The sequence below is a fragment of the Bacillus cereus group sp. MYBK195-1 genome, from assembly GCF_051916605.1.
Classification (GTDB): domain Bacteria; phylum Bacillota; class Bacilli; order Bacillales; family Bacillaceae_G; genus Bacillus_A; species Bacillus_A cereus.
In genome coordinates this window covers 145,398-162,754 of sequence record NZ_JBQAGZ010000006.1, presented here as the reverse complement: position 1 = coordinate 162,754, position 17,357 = coordinate 145,398, and the positions used below count along the sequence as shown (strand labels likewise).

Genomic DNA, 17,357 nt, shown 5'->3' with positions numbered 1-17,357 from the left:
TTCTATCCTAACAAAAATCCACGGTTCAAATCATCTCTCGGGTCTACAACAAACTGATGAAATCCTGTAATAAAGGCATGCCCCGTTACTTTTGGAACGACAGCTTCATATGTATCTACTGCGGTTACCGACAATACTTCCCCCTCGAATTTCCCGTCAGTAATGCATTCATGGACGAAAATTTCTCCCTTTTGTAAAGCATCTTTTTCAAAAAGAGTTGCGATTCTCGCAGAAGTTCCTGTACCGCAAGGAGAACGGTCTACTTGCCCATCAGCAAAGATTGTTACATTTCGTAAAGTTGCGTCTTCCCCTTTCGGTTCATCTGAGAAAATAACGCCGTATATTCCTTTTAAATCTTCTTCAAGTGGATGCTTCACTTCCATCTGGCTCTCAATGTAGTGCTTAATTTTACCGCCCCACTTTTGAATAGCAGATAAGTCTTTGAAATCGACTTTCAAGCCAAATTCTTTACAGTCTACTACCGCATAAAAAGCTCCGCCAAACGCGATATCTACTTGAAATTCATAGTTATCTATTTTAATAGGAACGTCTTTTTTGTATACAAAGGAAGGAACATTTTCAAATGATACGGACTCTACTTCGCTCCCGTTATATTTTGCATACGCAATGACTTCCCCAGCCGGGCTATCAATAATGAACTTTTGTTTTTCCCCCTTTACTTCAAACATGCCTGTTTCAATTCCAACTGTAATAACAGCGATAATACCGTGTCCACACATCGTACTCCAACCTTCATTGTGCATAAATAATACGCCAAAATCAGCGTGAGCACTTGCTGGCGGTGTAATGATACAACCGTACATTCCGTGATGCCCCCTCGGTTCATACATAAGAACCTCACGAAGATGGTCCAAATGTTCCATGCAGTACGCGCGTCTTTCCAGCTGCGTTTCCCCTTTTATTTCTGGCACTCCGCCCGTAATAATTCGAAGTGGTTCCCCAGCTACGTGTGCATCAATCGTTGTATATATTTTACTAACCTTCATTTCGATCTCTCCCCTATACGTTGATACTATTTCCAACGCAAGTATCATGCCAAAGCGTATAGCATTACTTTTTTTCAAATCCCCTCAGCAATGTGTATTCTTTTTTCAACAAATTCATATACAACTGTCTACTTTTTTATACACGGCTTGGACGTTACGTTATAAAACACCTCGATAACTTTGCAATTTCACTGGTACACACATGCAAAATTCCTTTTATCATTATTATTTTCAATGGAAAGTTACTTCCACCCCCAACATATACTGTTCAAAAGCAAAAAGGAAGTGATCCAATGTACTACGGAACAAAAGGCTGGTACGTAGCTGAATTAAAAAAATTAGGTGTGCGCTATCATGAAGGACGAAAACTAGAAAGTTACCGCGGACACATCTTGCGCAATTTACTACTTGCACAACAAGAGAAATTAAAAGAACAGTAATATTCTAATGTAACGATATCGGCGATTCTCGGAATATATCAGCGATTTTTTAAATTTATCGGCGATTCGACATGCAATATCGACTTACCGACAAATTTCGCTAATTCATCTACCTAAACCACCAACCAATTACACATCAATACAAACAAAAAAGGTCACCCAAACGGGTGACCTTCCTTTCTTATTCACAAACAAGAATTTGTCTAGTAAATGACCCTTTTCTTGTAATACAGCGATCTGTAATTTCGAATCCTGCTTCATGGATCATGTCGTCCATTGTTTCCATCGTGACAACGACTACTTTTTTCGCGATGCGGCGTGCACTTGAGAGAATTGATAGTTGATCTTCTGGTGTGGCATGCGTAAATAGGTCGTACGGCATATCGATAATGGCAACGTCGTAGTTCTCAGTAATTTCCTCGATCGGCCCTTTTGTTACTGTTCCTTCAAATCCGAAATGTGCGATATTTTTTCTCGTTCCAAGAACTACAAGTGGATTTATATCTCTACCAACGATGTTAATCCCCATAGAAAGTGCTTCTACTACTACTGTTCCAATACCGCAGCACGGGTCAATTGCTCGTACTCCCTCTGGATTTGGTACAGCGATATTTGCAACTGATCTCGCAACACGTGTGCTAAGAGATGTCGAATAACTATGCGGTTTTTTTATGTGATGATACCAAACGGGTTCGCTTTCTACATAGTGCCCGAAGTACCAGCGTCCTCCAAGAGGAACAATCCCGAATACACGCTCTGGATTACGAACATCCGCTTCTCCTTCAATATGCATGCCGAGGTCTCGTTCAATAAGACGTCTTTCTCCATATTCAATTTTATTCTCTCCAACGAGGTCATTGATTTTAACGAAGATAACTTTAAATGTCGCTCCCGCCAAATCAATTTGTTCCACTTTTTTTAAAATGCTTTCTAAGTCGTCCCCTTCATACATAACCTCAACGCGCTCTTTTATAAACGCACTTCTACTCGGGTCAATTTTGACATCACTTTTTAAAATATTAACGTGGGACTCCATTCCAAAGAACGAGCGCATTTCCAAGTAACATAAAGCACGCTCCTCCTCACGAAATGCATACGTATATATACAGGCAGGTGTTTTACTATGATTATTCAATCTATTATCATCCTCTATCGTTTAAAATTGTTCTGATTACAATTACTCAAATACTTTTCTTTTGTATATAAAATTAAATGATATCATATGCCGGAAATAAAGAGAAACGTTAATAAATAAAAGAGACTGCCAATGGCAATCTCTTATTATTTATTAACGGAAAGAAGACACGTTGTTACCCATTTCTTCATAGTAATCTAAAATACCTTGATAAATTGCTTCCGCTGCACTTTGTCTCTGCGCTGGTGTAGCTATTTTATCTGCATCACTTTTATTATCTACAAATGCTAATTCTGCTAATACAGCTGGCATTGTATTTTCTCTAATTACGTATAAATCGCCTTTTTTCACACCACGATCTTTTGTTCCCAGTGCATCTACAAGACGTTCTTGAATTTTTTCTGCTAGTAAACGACTTTCTGATACGTTAGGATTTGTTCCTCTTGCTGTCGCTGATTCATAGTAAAACGTTTCTGTACCTTGCCCATTTTTACTTTCCGTACCATTACCATGGATACTCACAAAAATATCCCCATTATTTTTTTGAGCAAATTCTACACGTTTCTTTAAAGAATCAGAAGCACTTGTTCCTGGACGTGTATCATCTGTACGAGTGAATAACACAGTAAATGGTGTCTTTTTCTCAAATATCTTCTGTAATCGCAATGATACATCTAATACAGTTTCACTTTCTTTCTCATAATAACCTGGATTACCTGAATCAACTCCACCATGACCTGGATCAATGATAATCGCTTTTCCCTCTAAGAAGTTACCTTGCTTCACTGGATTTAATTGATTTTTATTAACCCATTGGAAACCAGCGCCCATACGGATACGAATCCAGCTGCCGTTCTCTTCAATAACAGTTACTTGTTGTGCGTTATGTGTTCCCATTACTTTTGAAGAAGAAGAAGCTTCTGCATAAGTAGTGAATCCTTCATTAATAACTTCTGTTTTCTCTACTAAAGGTGTCCATTTATCACCTTTACTTGTTGCAATTTTGATCCATCCATCTCGCTCTTCTTTAATTTCAACCATTTGTGGATTATGCTGATTTGCACTAATCCCAGAACTTAATGATGGTGCGTGATATGTAATGAATTTTCTATCTATGTACATTTTCTTTGTTTCTACTGGACGATCACTATTCTTGCTAAATTTATCTGTTTGCGCAGTAAGTTGAGCTGCTTGTTCACGCGTAATAGAATCATTCGGTTTCCAGCCATCCTCTGTACCTAAAGAAAGTTTTAATTCTACTAAAATATTAACTTCTTCTTTACCCCAATGATTCTCTAAATCAGCAAATTTTGTAGGAACTGGTCCTGTTACTTTGCTTTTCAGATTATATGCTCTTACAAGCATAGCTGCCATTTCAGCACGAGTTACTTTTCCTTCAGGATCAAATACTCCTGGTTCTCGCCCTTTAATAATATTCTCTTTTTCCATGGCTGCAATAAATGAAGCTGCCCAACTATTTTTTGCATCATTATAAGACGGCTTTGCATTTGGATCTATTTTAGTACCAATTGCTGTTGCGATAATCTTTGCTGCCTGAGCGCGTGTTAAATTTCCGTATGGCATAAAGTTACCATCTGGCATACCGTTAATTACATTTCTCTCTACTAAATAATAAATTGCGTCTTTTGACCACGCACTATCTGAAACATCAGGAAATTTCTTCGTTTCTGCTAAACTACTAATTGGATGTGCTAGTAAATTTGCTGCTAATAAACCTGCGGCTATTGCTTTGTACTTCATGAAAAATAAATCTCCTCTCAAAACTTCATATTCATTCATTTTTTTAATCAAGCTAACTAAAAAATATTAACTATTAATTAATTCCTTTCATAGTGTATAACATTATATATCTATAGTAAATACGTTTCCGGCCGTATAACAAAAATCGTATATATATAACTTATAATGAATGTATATAAAAAAATTTAATCAGCTCACAAATAGCGGGATAAAAAAGCGATTAGAACATGTCTCCTAATCGCTTTGCCAAATAAAAAGCTGATTAAAAATAATATCTTTAATCAGCTCTCTATTATCTATGAAATTATTCTTCAATTAAATTAGACATTACATATGCATACACTAATGCTTCTGTATGCGCAATAGAACTTTCATGTGTACGTTCAAATGCGTGAGAAGAATCAATACCCGCTCCAATTAAAGCATGTTTCACATCAAATCCCGCGCGAATCGCAGCTGATGCATCAGATCCGTAGTACGGATAAATATCTACTTTATATTCAATATGATTCGTTTTCGCAAGCTCTACTAAATGTTTGCGCAGTGCATAATGATACGGGCCGCTAGAGTCTTTTGCACAAATAGATACTGTATATTCATCAGATGCTTGTCCATCACCTAACGCTCCCATATCAACTGCTAAGTATTCAACAGTTTCTTCTGGAATGTTAGAGTTACCACCGTATCCAATCTCTTCATTATTAGAAATTAAGAAATGCGTCGTATATGGTAATGTTACGTTTTCGTCTTGTAATCTTTTAATTAATTTTAATAAAATTGCAACACTTACTTTGTCATCTAAATGACGTGATTTTATGTATCCACTCTCTGTAATTTGAACGCGCGGATCAAATGAAACGAAGTCTCCTACTTCAATTCCTAATTCGCGTACTTCATCAGCTGAAAATACGCGCTCATCAATACGAACTTCAATATTTTTCTCATCGCGTTTTGCTTCACCTGCATCTTTATATACATGTACAGATGTTTGATGCATTAAAATCGTTCCTGTATACGTCTTGCCGCCTGACGTTTCAATTTCGCAATATTCCCCTTCTACAGAGTTCCAGCGAAATCCACCAATCATAGAAAGACTCAGGCGACCATCAGGCTTAATTTCTTTTACCATCGCACCTAACGTATCAACGTGTGCCGTTAATAAGCGGTGCTGCGCATCATTCTTCCCTTTTACCGTTAAAATAAGAGCTCCCTTATTATTACGTTTCGTTTCTACGTTCCACTCACTGACATAGTTTTCAATGAAATTAATAATTTTTGCTGTATTTCCAGATGGACTTGGAATAGAGACAAGCTCCTTAATCAGTTCCATCGTTTCTTTCGTATGGTGTGCCATTGTCGTTTCCTCCTCATTTTCTCTACTATTCAGTATACAAAATTCGCCAGAAAACCTCTACTTATATGGCCTAATTTTCTAAATTGTAGTAAAATTCTTTTTAGTATACAAAAGGATCCTTGAAATATGAATATATCAAAAAAATATATACACATTGCACTCATTTGGTTTTTAGCATCATTATTTTGTTTACAAATCTCTTATGCCGTTCATACTACTACTTCTATTACAATCGGCTGGATATTAACAGCTATCTTCTTCATTAATAGCTTCATTGCAACAAGAAAGCATAGCGTTACTCATTAACGCTATGCTTTTCCTATAAAACTATTCTTCTGAAACGTCTAATAAATAAATCCCTTTTTCAAACCCACCGCGCTCTATCTCTTTTTGCTTACGAAGGCGTTCTACATCTTCAATCGATGCACCTTCTGCACGTGCTAATGAGATGATAACTTCTAGCGCATCCGCAAGAGAATCTAGCGCATGTTCGCGTTCTTTCATAGAAGCAAATTCACGAATTTCTTCCGTTCCAATTTTCGCTAAAGCTTGTATGTATGCTTGCCCTGTTAATTTTTGTGCTGTATATGTTTTTCCAGACATTAAAATCTTCTCTGGAACACGATCTCTTACTAACTTGTTATATGCTGACATCATTCATCCTCCTATATTTAATAACATCCGAGCTCTGCTTTATAGAAAAACCATTTTTTCTTCACGCATGCACTTAACATATCAATTTCTGATTCATGTGCTCTTACAGGCGGAAAGAAATAGTGCTCTGAGTTTTTTTCCTTACCATATAGAGTTTGGTACTCATCTGGAATCGCTTCTTTTTTCACATCTTTTTCTTTCGTCACCCCGTCAGAAAATGCAACACTTGGATGTCCCTCAAAAAATAACGCAGTCCGAACTGCCAAAGATGGTGTACTATGCAAAGCAGAATATGTAAGCAAAATAATAGTGATAACACCGATTATTTTCTTCATGTATTACTCCTAAAAAAAAGTGCTAACACAATTATACTAAAATGTGTTAGCACTTTCTCCCCTTTATCCCGAATTAACGAGCTAATAATCAGTGAGGAATGGACAAACTTTATTCCCCTTTAAATGCTGGTAAACGTTTCTCTAAAAACGCAGCAATACCTTCTTTATGATCCGCTGTTTGTCTCATTGCATATTGACCACGCTTTTCTAATTGCAATGTTTGCTCTAAATTAGAGCGATTTACTTCACATAAAATTTGCTTCGTTTGAATCATTGCTTTAATCGGTTTTTGTGACCATTCATTAATTTTTTGTTTCACAGCCGTTTGGAAATCTTCGCCGATTACTTCATCAATTAAGCCGATATCAAGCGCTTCTGTCGCTGATAACTTCTTACCTTCCCAAATAATTTGCTTCGTCATATTTTCACCGACACGCTTTTGAAGGAAGAAATGACCGCCTCCATCTGGAATTAAAGCGATTCCAATAAAGTTCATTGCAATAACAGATGATATATCCGCCATTACATAATCAGCTGTTAACGCAATACTTAACCCAAGACCTGCAGTCGGTCCATGAATTGCACTAATAACAAGCTTTGGCATCGTATATAATGTCACGACAACTTCAGAAATGGTATTCATAATGCCATCAAACTTACTTTCATCATTACTTGAAAGCATCGATTTAATATCCCCACCCGCAGAAAAACCACGGCCGTTCCCGCATAACACAACGATATGCGCAGAACTTTCCGCTACTTCTTTCAACTTTTGTAATAACTCTTTTAAGGTCGGCTCATCCAACGCATTTAACACCTCTGGGCGATTGACCATAACCGTTGCAACGTGGCCTTCATATTTCACAACGACAGATTCTGTTTTACTTGTTATTTCCATTATATATACCCCTCTTTTCTCCATAAAGATTATACTTATATAATTATAGAAAACCACTGAAAAATCCTTCTTTTTTCTCAATTTTCTGTCTAATAATCTCGCAATTTGTACATTTACCGTATAAAACATACAATTCCGTTGAAAAATATAGAAATTAAAGTCGGTTTATCCATGCTTTTCATCTATTTACCATTACAATGAAATGGTGTATTCTTAAGTTTGATAAAAAACAAATATTGAAATTCATTCGCCTTACTATGTAAAAAAGGCTTTATACCCATCTTTTGGGTGTTGTAATAAAGGAATGAAGAACTGGAGGAACATATGGTTAATAAGTTGAAACAAACGGATAACTACTTCCCACATTTCCTATTGCTATTCATTGTGTTTCAACCAATTTTAGATTTATTAACATCTTTTTCAATCTATATACTACACATGAGCGCAACAGTTGGAGTTGTAGTCCGTTTCGCCTTTATGCTTCTTGCATTAGGGTACCTACTTCTTCATCACAAAAAACAAGATGCGAAAAAGTACATCCTCTATTTATGCTTACTCGGAATCGCACTCGCAATTGGTCTTGTAAATAATATGATGGTTAAATCTCCAGTTTCATTTGGAGAAGAAGTTAAATTCATCTTAAAGAGCGTATATTCAATTGTGCTACTGTTTGGATATATTATCGCCTTTAAAGAGCTAAAAAATAAAGAGTATGTATTTCATAAAATCATTACATATTTCTTATATGCAACTTTAATTTTAAGCATTACAATGATTGTCGCAATGCAAACTGGAACGGATTTCCCAAGCTATCCTCACTCAAAAATCGGTTCAAGAGGTTGGTTCTTCGCTGGAAATGATTTAAGTTCTCTTTTCGCCATTATGTTCCCAATCATTGTCTTATATTCGATTCATAAAACAACTTCTTTCTCGAAAATATATTACTGGATTCCAACAATACTTGCGATGTATGCAAGTATTATGGTCGGAACGAAAGTCGGATATGGCGCAATTGTTATTACATTAGGCGTAGCACTTTTCTTCTCATTCATTGAATATATGATAAATCGTAAAAAAGAAGGAAAAGGATTCACACATATTGTAAATACCGTTGTTGTCGCAGTTATACTAGGAGGTTTAATTGCTCTTACACCGCATACTCCTATCGCAAAAAATATGGGCATTCACATGCAAATATACGAATACAAAAAATCAGTGCAAGAAGAGAAAGATCGAAAAGAAGGAAAAGTAATTAAAGCAGATCCAGAAGATGCAAAAAAACATGCAAAAGGTGAACTTACAGATTCTGAAGTAAAAAGTTTAATTTACAGTGATCGCGACAAATTCTTAAAAACATACAAACAATACTATAAAGACGCACCGCTTTCACAAAAACTATTCGGAATGGGTTACGCTGGTAACTACACAGATAAAATTAAATTAATTGAAATGGACTTCCATGACCTATTTTTCGCCTTTGGAATTGTCGGTTTCCTTATTTACTTAATACCTCTTCTATACTTTGGTATTAAATTATTTATCCGCATGATCACAAACTTTAAGAAAATCATGAAAGTAAAGTATATGCTATTAGCGAGCACACTCATTCTATCACTTGGCATTGGCTTTATGTCTGGCCACGTATTAACAGCGCCAGCCGTTAGTATTTTCTTCGTTGTTATACTCGCTTATATCATTGTTGATTTTGAAATTGAATAAAAAGAAGGTGCTACGAAATATTAGTAGCACCTTCTTTTTTATTTAATTAATGTTTTACGTATTCTAAACTTTCTTTTGCAATATACGCTTCTGTTACAGTAGGATTATCTGAAATAACTTTAACCCACGCTTTTCCATTTATTATCTCTTCACCAGTAACTGTGACAACTACATTTGTATTTAAACGATACAGTCGCTCATTTGATATACTAGGATTCTTTTTCACTTCCACGTTATTCATCACACGTGCAAGTTTGTACTTGTTGTATTCTTTTTTACCTAAATAAGAATCAAAACGGTTCATATGCCCCGCTACTTTTTTACCCCAGTTCGCATCAGATGCATATTTCGCATTTAAACCAGCAGCTTTATCACCTGTATATGTTGCTGTATAACGCCAATGTCCTGGATTTAAATATCCTTCATTCATGTATAATTTTGCTGCATGTTCAATACAATCTTCTTTTGAATTGAATGCTTCTCCGTTACCATACGGACTATCGTCTGTTGCTTTTAAACCAAATAAATTATTTTTGTCTTTTGCAAGAGCGCTTGTTCCATAATAACTTTCATGAATTGCTAATGAATATAAGAATAATGCATTTACATTATACTTGCTTTCTACTTCTTTAAATTTCTTTCCTAAACCAATTAATGGAGAGTCTGGCTTAATCGATTTCACATAACTATCTAGTTGTTCAGCTGTATAATCTGTTTTCGAACGTAATGATAAATAATTGAAATATTGATAGAAAGTTTCGTCTCCAAATGTCTTTCCATCTACACTATACATTTGCTGTCCTTGCTTCATGAAAGAAGGTGCCACACCATATCTAAATTCTGTATATCCAGGTGAACTTGTATTATATGTATAATATTTATGGTATAAATATCCATCTGATTTCACATAATAAGACGACTGTTTCATTTCATTTGTAGGAATTAAAGTGATTTCATTCTTCTTCACATAACCTGTTAAACCAGAAAGTTGAACTTTCACACGATCTTCGCCAACTTCTAACACTTTCAATTCTGTTCCATACTGAATATACGTATATACTGTTGACAAATTCTCATCATAAATATTAATGATGTTTTGCCCAGTTATTCTTTTCGCACTTGCAAAACCATCTTTAATCCATAAAAATTCGTTCTCGTATTTTACCGCATTCATACCTTTATTTTGAGCAGCCGTAACCGCTTCTTTATACGTATTATAGCGCTCTACTTCTTGCTCTGTTCCGTTTTCTCTTACATTTGTCACAACATATTTCTTAGTTTCTACAGGATTGCTATTTCCGTTTTTTTCAATCGTCTGAAGCATGCGATCCAACATAGCTGAAGCCATCCCTCTTGTAGCTGATAAATGTGGTCTAAATGTATTATCTTCTGGATACCCTTTAATAATTTGAGTAGCCACCATAACTTGTACATGCTCTTTATAGTTAATACTATCTTTATCAGTAAAGGTAAGCGGACTTACAGCTACTTTAATATTTTTATAGTCTAACGCTCGCTTTACCATTATCGACATTTCTTCACGTGTAATCACATCATTTGGTGAGAATGTCTCGTTCGTACGACCATTAATAATTTTCGCTCCATATGCTCTACTTACACCATCATATAAACCGTAAGTCTTCGGCACATCCTCGAAATTCGAATCAGCTTTCGGTAAATTTAAAGCCCTTGCTATGAATGTAGCAAACTCTGCTCTTGTTACTAATTTATCAGGCGCATATACATTGTCTCCATACCCCATTAAAACTCCTTTAGTAATAAGTGAGCGCATATTCGTCTCAAACATATGTCCTGTAATATCATCATTTGCCGCATAACTTGAAATAGGAGTTAAAAGTAATGATCCCGTTAATGCCACTGCTGTTATACCTTTTGAAAAAGTCTTCAAGGTTATCCTCCTCGTAATCTACGAATTTATTATCACAAATTTGATTATATAATAATCACAATCATTTTAGCATAATAAATAGGAATTAAAATAAGACGTTTTTTAATTAGAATTTTCATTAAATTCAAAACAAAATAAAAGACACTTTACTTTTTTAATAAAGTGCCTTTTTCCATATGATCAATGAGTTTCTTTGTTGCCTGTTTGCCTTGCAACCGAAGCTCATCTATTGTCAATTGTAACTCTTGCTGCACAGTTCCTTGTTGCATTAATTGCTTTTTCGCAATTTCATATAAATACTCAGCACTCCATTCGCCATCCACACTCCCTATAACTGGCTGATTCACTTGACTTAAAAACGAATCAATTTTCGGATCGTATGAAATCCCGACCATTGGAGTTTTGGCTACGGCAGAAAAAACAAGTGCATGAAGACGCATACCAATTAGTAATGAACATTGTGATAAAATGAATATTTTCTCGTCGATATCCATTTTATACGGAAGCATATACGTCTCTTCTCCCATTAAGTCTACTACTTCACACGAAGCTTTTTGATCAAATGGCTCATGCATTGGAACAAATAGAATTTGGTATCCTTCTTGCTTTAATTTTTTTAATGCCGCAGCTAATTTTTTTATATAATCTTCTTTTGCATTCCAATAACGCACACTAACCGCGATTACTTTTCCATGTATCGAATGCTTTTGCAACCAATCCGATTGTTTTGTCCGTTTCCATGTTAAAACAGGGTCTGGAACAATTTCAATATCGTTTTTTATGCCAAGTTCTTTTAAATATAAAAACGAATCCTCATCTCGAACTGATACATAGGAAGCTTTTGACAAGTTCCATTTTACTAATAGACGATTATATCCTTTTGTAATTGGACCTATTCCTTGTGAATAAATATAATACGGCTTTTTTAATAATCGAGCGAGTCCCATAATACCCGTATAATATAGAATACTCTTCGTACTTGTCTGATCTTGAAGAAGGCTCCCGCCACCGCTAATAACTCCATCACTGTTTTTTATCGCATGATAAACAGCTTTTATATCCCAGCGATCTACCGATTCTACACCATACATTTCCTTTGTATATTTAGAATCATTTGATAGTACTACTAGTTCTATATCCGGGTTCTCTTTACTTAACGATTCAATAATTGATTGTAGAATCGCCTCGTCTCCAACATTATAAAAACCATAATATCCTGATAAGACTAAACGCACCCTAAATCTCCTCCAAAACTAGGTAACCGTTTATTTCATCTAACATAAACTAGTACCCATTCCTTACCTAAACACTTGATACCCTACATAGTTTCCTCTTTATCAGTTCATATGAATTATAATAAAAAATTAAATTTCTATATTTATCTTTTCAAAAATGGTATTTTGTTTATTGATATCCATTTTAATTTCAAAGCACATACACCATACAAAATGGTTGTAATACTTAATGCTATACCACTGAATAATAACGTCATAATTCTTGAAGTTGTAACATCTATCACATTACATAATTCATACAATCCTAGTCCCAAAATACATGCTATTGCTAGCACACCGAAAAAGCTTTTTAAATGAATAGAATAGGCAATATAGCTTCGAATATACAAATGATTTACAATACAAATCAATACGTAAGTAATTAATGTACTATACGCCGCTCCATCTATGCCAAACTTCTGCACGAACATCATGTTTAACATGACTTTCACACAACTCGCACCAATAACAATCCATGCAGCTTGTGCAGAACGGTTAATGCCCTGTAAAACACCTATTGATAATACCATAACCGCAGTAAAATACGAACTGCCAATCATAACTGTTAACATACTACTGCCTTTTACGTCTGTGAACAATCCGACATTTAACGGTACGGTTAATGCCATCAACCATATTGTTAACGGTGCTGTCAAAACATGCGCTAGTCGATTTGTATTTTGAATTGTTATTTTCGCCAAATTTATATCTCTTTTGGCCAATGCGGAAGTTAAGAGTGGTATTAACGGAAATACAATTGCACTTGCAAAAATAACAATTATTTGTGTGAATGCAAAACCGCGACTGTATATTCCAAATTGTTCTTGAATTTCTGTTGATGATCCTTGTAATACATGCGGTATTGTAAGCGAGTCTACTAAATTTAAAAGTGGCATTGATAAAGCTCCGATAGCGATTGGGATCGATACCCGCAATATCTTTTTGCCGTTTTCTCTTAAATCTCGGAGCGAATAGGAATTGCTTTTATTGTAGTATGGACTTCTATTATATTTTATACGCAAATATATAAGCGAACTAATGACTCCAAGAAAAGAGCCAACCATCGCCCCACTAGTAATAACAGTATTACTCTTATCCCATGATACTAGTATGTAAGCAATTATTAACATAAAAAACACACGTACAAATTGCTCAATGACCTGTGATACCCCTGTTGGTTTCATATCACCGAAACCTTGAAAATACCCTCTATACACCGCCATGTATGGCGCAATGAGTAATGCTAATGAAGTAATAAGCAACGGCATTCTAGTTTCTTGTCCACCGAGCATATTCGCAATTTCAATAGAAAATAATACAATGACTAAACAGCCGAAAACGCCAAATGCTATCCCAATAATTGACGCTGATTTAAATAATTTCGCAATTTCCTTTTGCTTATTTTTTTCGTTCAACTCTGCAATTAGTTTCGAAATTGCAAGTGGAACTCCGGCTACCGATAATGTAAGAGCAATCATATATACAGGAAAAACAAGGCGAAAAATACCGAGCACTTCATCTCCTGCAATATTTTGTAATGGAATTTGAAAAAAACTACCAAGCAATTTTGACAAAAAAGTTGTAATGGTTAAAATTGCTGCTCCTTTTACAAATGTTTTATTCATATTTTTTCTCTTTTCTTTTATACATATACTCTCAAACATATTGTTTTAAGCGATAGGGATTCATTTTATCCCATTGGTTATCATAACAAATTTATTATAGGTTGAATACTTGGTTTTTTTTTCAAAATAGAAAAGCGAACCCATTTAAGCCTGTCTCTTCACAATATTTTTCTAATTCCTTCCATTATATATGTACACACTATAAGCGTTTCTGTTACGCCAAAAGAGCCCTTCCTCTCTGTCACTGCGATACATATTACTAAAAACATTATAAAAACATCCCACAACTCTACATTATAATTTATGTAAAATTGTGAGATATTCTAATTACTATCTAAACACTTAAGATTTTCAATTGCTCTTTCTGTTCATCGCTTGCCATTACTGCGATTGTTTTTTCAATACTCGGATGTACTTGCTCAAGCTTTACACTTGCTCCTACTTTATTTGATTGCTCAACAAAATTTAATAATGCCATAGCTCCTGATACATCCATATAACGCACATCTTTCATACGTAAAACAACCGGTGACTTCACATCTTGTAAAGTAGAGAAAATACGATCTACTGATAGGAAAGAGAGCGGCCCTTGAATTGTGTACGTTTCTTCTTTTTCTTTTACGATAGAAGTTTTACGTTCTTTACATTTCACCATATATATGATAAACGAAAGAATAATACCGAAGGCAACAGCAATCATTAAATCGAACTTCACCGTTACAATCATCGTTACGAGCATAACAACGACATCACCTTTAGGAGCGACATGCATCTTTTTCATGCTTCCCCAATCGAACATTCCAATACCAGTTAAAATTAAAATACCTGATAATACAGCAAGTGGAATATATTGTACGACCGAACCAAGACCCATAATAAAAATAAATAAGATAACACTATGCATACATGCCGAAAGTGCCGTTTTACCGCCACTTCTTATATTCACGATAGACCTTACAGTCGCACCTGCACCTGCTAATCCGCCAAACAATCCGCTCATCATATTACCGATACCTTGTCCAACGAGCTCTTTATTACTTTTATGACGTGTACCTGTCACATTATCCATTACGACCGATGTTAACAACGAGTCAATCGATCCTAATAAAGCAATACTAAGCGCTGGTAAAATAAGTGCTGCTATTCCTGTTCCACTTAAAGATGGAATATGAAGCGTAGGTATCGCTTCTGGAATGGTTCCAATCTTTTCAATTACTTTATTTAGTGAAAGATTTCCGATAATCGGTAACTTTACTGTAAGTCCTTCGAGTAGAGAAGAAAATAAAGGAAGCAAAGCTGTCACACCGACTAGTGCTACTAAACTAGACGGAATCGCCTTAATCCATTTGCCAGAAACAATCATTACAATAATCGTTAACACAACAAGTAAAAAACTATTTTGTACGTGCTTTATTTCGCCTAAAATAATGATTAATGCAATACCATTCATAAATCCTGAAACGACAGGATACGGAATATATCGAACGTAAGAACCGAGCTTACATACACCGAATAAAATTTGAAATAACCCTGCCATCATAAAGGCAATAAAACTTGCCTCTAACCCGTGCGTCGCAATAACTCCTGTTGCAATAACGGTAATTGGTCCAGTTGGCCCTGTTACTTGCCCAGGTGTCCCGCCAAATAACGCTGCGAATAAACCTGCAAAAATCGCACCATACAATCCAACAAGCGCTCCCTCAGACGTTCCTGTCGCGGCAATACCAAATGCAATCGCAAGTGGTAACGCAACAATCGCAACAGTAAATCCTGCTAAACATTCCTTTGCTATTTTTTGAAACATAAAAAAACCACCTTTGTATAAAGTCCATGTTCCATTGTACACCTAAAAAGATACATTCGTTAGCTCACTTTTTACATTCTCGTGACGTAAACGTATTCAACGAAAAGTTTTCCCCTTATCTTTGGAAACAATTGCAACTATGCTATAATGAACAAATTAAATCTTTTACTATATACTTGGAGGCACTATGCTAACTTTTGAAGAAAAATTATCGATTATTGAATCTTTCCCAGAACTAGAAAGAAAGAACGTATCATTAAAACGTGTAAACTTCCACTTTGAAGAAAGTCGTTTAGATAAAAAGAACGTTGTATTTCATTTACACCCAAATGGAAATGGATTTGTATATGCAAGCGGTATTAAAGGTTATAAAACAGATGATAAAGGCATGGTTAACATCCGTGAGTTTTCAGCAGAGGAGTTACGTTCAGTAATTGAGAAATCAATTGACCTTCTATCACAAGAAGAGGTAGTAGCACCTGTAGAACCTGCGAAAGAAGAAGAATGGCAGAACGAAGATGGTCATATTCTTACTCTTATTTCAGAGGATGACATGTGGAACGTGTACGCTGGTGTAAACTTAGACGGTACATTCAACTCTTATCCAGAAGCTGCGGAATACCTTGATGAAGAAGGCTTTTCACGCAAATAAAAATAGAAACCTATTTCATTCAACGACTTTTATAGTAATCAAAGAAGACACTTAAGGTGTCTTTTTTTGTTATATAAACTCCTTTCTCACACTATCTCTACTAATTTTCATAAAATGATTCAGAGGAGGTTTATATGAATACAACTGCTAAATTAATAAATTGGAAAGAACATGGCGATATGATTATTCTAGAATGTGAATTAAATGGAAAACGCTTCGAGATATCAACATATAAACAAAGAATATATAATGCACACCTTTTATCAGCTGACGTTTATATTCGTTTAGACTCATCTGATAATATAATTGGAATAAATATTTATAAAAAGTAAGAAAAGCCCCCTATTCCGTAGGCGGGCTTTATCTTTATTACACAACATCAGAGTATACTCTCTTTTTTTCATACAGTTTATGTAATTATACATATTCATCAAAAAATACACTAAATGAATATTACATGTAGTAAAATATAACTTGTGGGCACGTTCTATAAAGCAGATTCTTTTAAAAGGCGTAACATATCAATTATTATAGGGGATGTGGCGTCACTTCAATATTGATCTCAAATCTCTTGTCTTTTGTGAACTAACAATCTAGTGTATATAGACGATTCTGCTTTATAGTATGTGTTTACACTCATAACAAAGGGGTAATGGTAATACGGATAGATTCGTATGAAATGAAATGGTTCAAGTCGGAGAGAGGCACCTTAAGGTGTCTTTTCTTTTTGGACATTACATCCATTTTGTTTTTCCACCTTATTTCAAATGCGCTAATTAACCTTCAACAA

16 protein-coding genes are annotated in these 17,357 nt (G+C 35.2%); 5 read left to right on the top strand and 11 right to left on the bottom strand.

The window, feature by feature from the left end:
* Positions 1-2: 2 nt before the first annotated feature.
* A complete protein-coding gene (locus tag ACTFRY_RS22420) occupies positions 3-1,055 on the bottom strand; it encodes a proline racemase family protein (protein ID WP_136986201.1) in 1,053 nt (350 codons plus the stop codon).
* Positions 1,056-1,216: 161 nt separating this feature from the next.
* Here ACTFRY_RS22420 and ACTFRY_RS22415 point away from each other — a divergent pair, with 161 nt between their 5' ends.
* Complete coding sequence (locus ACTFRY_RS22415) at positions 1,217-1,447, top strand: YflJ family protein (protein WP_136986202.1); 231 nt, start codon at positions 1,217-1,219, stop codon at positions 1,445-1,447.
* 181 nt (positions 1,448-1,628) lie between these two features.
* On the opposite strand, the gene ACTFRY_RS22410 is transcribed toward ACTFRY_RS22415, so the two are convergent.
* The 3 genes from ACTFRY_RS22410 to ACTFRY_RS22400 all read right to left on the bottom strand — a co-directional run bounded on the left by ACTFRY_RS22410 (position 1,629) and on the right by ACTFRY_RS22400 (position 5,697).
* Complete coding sequence (locus ACTFRY_RS22410; protein WP_098616949.1) at positions 1,629-2,582, bottom strand: TRM11 family SAM-dependent methyltransferase; 954 nt, start codon at positions 2,580-2,582, stop codon at positions 1,629-1,631.
* 153 nt (positions 2,583-2,735) lie between these two features.
* On the bottom strand, positions 2,736-4,343 hold the full coding sequence (locus tag ACTFRY_RS22405) for an N-acetylmuramoyl-L-alanine amidase (RefSeq protein ID WP_098616950.1): 1,608 nt from the start codon (positions 4,341-4,343) through the stop codon (positions 2,736-2,738).
* A 304-nt stretch (positions 4,344-4,647) separates the two neighbouring features.
* A complete protein-coding gene (locus ACTFRY_RS22400) occupies positions 4,648-5,697 on the bottom strand; it encodes a M42 family metallopeptidase (RefSeq protein ID WP_098616951.1) in 1,050 nt (349 codons plus the stop codon).
* 126 nt (positions 5,698-5,823) lie between these two features.
* Here ACTFRY_RS22400 and ACTFRY_RS22395 point away from each other — a divergent pair, with 126 nt between their 5' ends.
* Positions 5,824-6,003 (top strand): hypothetical protein, encoded by a 180-nt coding sequence (locus ACTFRY_RS22395; protein ID WP_098616952.1) that lies wholly within the window; start codon positions 5,824-5,826, stop codon positions 6,001-6,003.
* Between the two features lie 21 nt (positions 6,004-6,024).
* On the opposite strand, the gene ACTFRY_RS22390 is transcribed toward ACTFRY_RS22395, so the two are convergent.
* The 3 genes from ACTFRY_RS22390 to ACTFRY_RS22380 all read right to left on the bottom strand — a co-directional run bounded on the left by ACTFRY_RS22390 (position 6,025) and on the right by ACTFRY_RS22380 (position 7,608).
* The gene (locus ACTFRY_RS22390) at positions 6,025-6,351 is read right to left on the bottom strand and encodes a nucleoside triphosphate pyrophosphohydrolase (RefSeq protein ID WP_001277349.1); all 327 of its coding nucleotides are present in this window, start codon (positions 6,349-6,351) and stop codon (positions 6,025-6,027) included.
* 17 nt (positions 6,352-6,368) lie between these two features.
* A complete protein-coding gene (locus ACTFRY_RS22385) occupies positions 6,369-6,686 on the bottom strand; it encodes a hypothetical protein (RefSeq protein WP_098616953.1) in 318 nt (105 codons plus the stop codon).
* 109 nt (positions 6,687-6,795) lie between these two features.
* The gene (locus tag ACTFRY_RS22380) at positions 6,796-7,608 is read right to left on the bottom strand and encodes an enoyl-CoA hydratase (protein WP_001999174.1); all 813 of its coding nucleotides are present in this window, start codon (positions 7,606-7,608) and stop codon (positions 6,796-6,798) included.
* A 300-nt stretch (positions 7,609-7,908) separates the two neighbouring features.
* On the opposite strand from ACTFRY_RS22380, the gene ACTFRY_RS22375 reads away from it, so the two are divergent.
* Complete coding sequence (locus ACTFRY_RS22375; protein ID WP_098616954.1) at positions 7,909-9,303, top strand: O-antigen ligase family protein; 1,395 nt, start codon at positions 7,909-7,911, stop codon at positions 9,301-9,303.
* Positions 9,304-9,349: 46 nt separating this feature from the next.
* Here ACTFRY_RS22375 and ACTFRY_RS22370 read toward each other — a convergent pair whose 3' ends face one another.
* The 4 genes from ACTFRY_RS22370 to ACTFRY_RS22355 form a co-directional block, all read right to left on the bottom strand.
* On the bottom strand, positions 9,350-11,212 hold the full coding sequence (locus tag ACTFRY_RS22370) for an S-layer homology domain-containing protein (RefSeq protein ID WP_000847506.1): 1,863 nt from the start codon (positions 11,210-11,212) through the stop codon (positions 9,350-9,352).
* 146 nt (positions 11,213-11,358) lie between these two features.
* A complete protein-coding gene (gene csaB, locus ACTFRY_RS22365) occupies positions 11,359-12,447 on the bottom strand; it encodes a polysaccharide pyruvyl transferase CsaB (RefSeq protein WP_087966295.1) in 1,089 nt (362 codons plus the stop codon).
* A 143-nt stretch (positions 12,448-12,590) separates the two neighbouring features.
* Complete coding sequence (locus tag ACTFRY_RS22360) at positions 12,591-14,111, bottom strand: putative polysaccharide biosynthesis protein (RefSeq protein ID WP_001043998.1); 1,521 nt, start codon at positions 14,109-14,111, stop codon at positions 12,591-12,593.
* Positions 14,112-14,445: 334 nt separating this feature from the next.
* A complete protein-coding gene (locus ACTFRY_RS22355) occupies positions 14,446-15,915 on the bottom strand; it encodes a SulP family inorganic anion transporter (RefSeq protein WP_000486650.1) in 1,470 nt (489 codons plus the stop codon).
* Positions 15,916-16,102: 187 nt separating this feature from the next.
* On the opposite strand from ACTFRY_RS22355, the gene ACTFRY_RS22350 reads away from it, so the two are divergent.
* Both ACTFRY_RS22350 and ACTFRY_RS22345 read left to right on the top strand, forming a co-directional pair.
* Positions 16,103-16,567 (top strand): hypothetical protein, encoded by a 465-nt coding sequence (locus tag ACTFRY_RS22350; RefSeq protein WP_000954998.1) that lies wholly within the window; start codon positions 16,103-16,105, stop codon positions 16,565-16,567.
* 134 nt (positions 16,568-16,701) lie between these two features.
* Positions 16,702-16,899 (top strand): hypothetical protein, encoded by a 198-nt coding sequence (locus ACTFRY_RS22345; RefSeq protein ID WP_001098258.1) that lies wholly within the window; start codon positions 16,702-16,704, stop codon positions 16,897-16,899.
* The last annotated feature ends 458 nt before the right edge of the window (positions 16,900-17,357 follow it).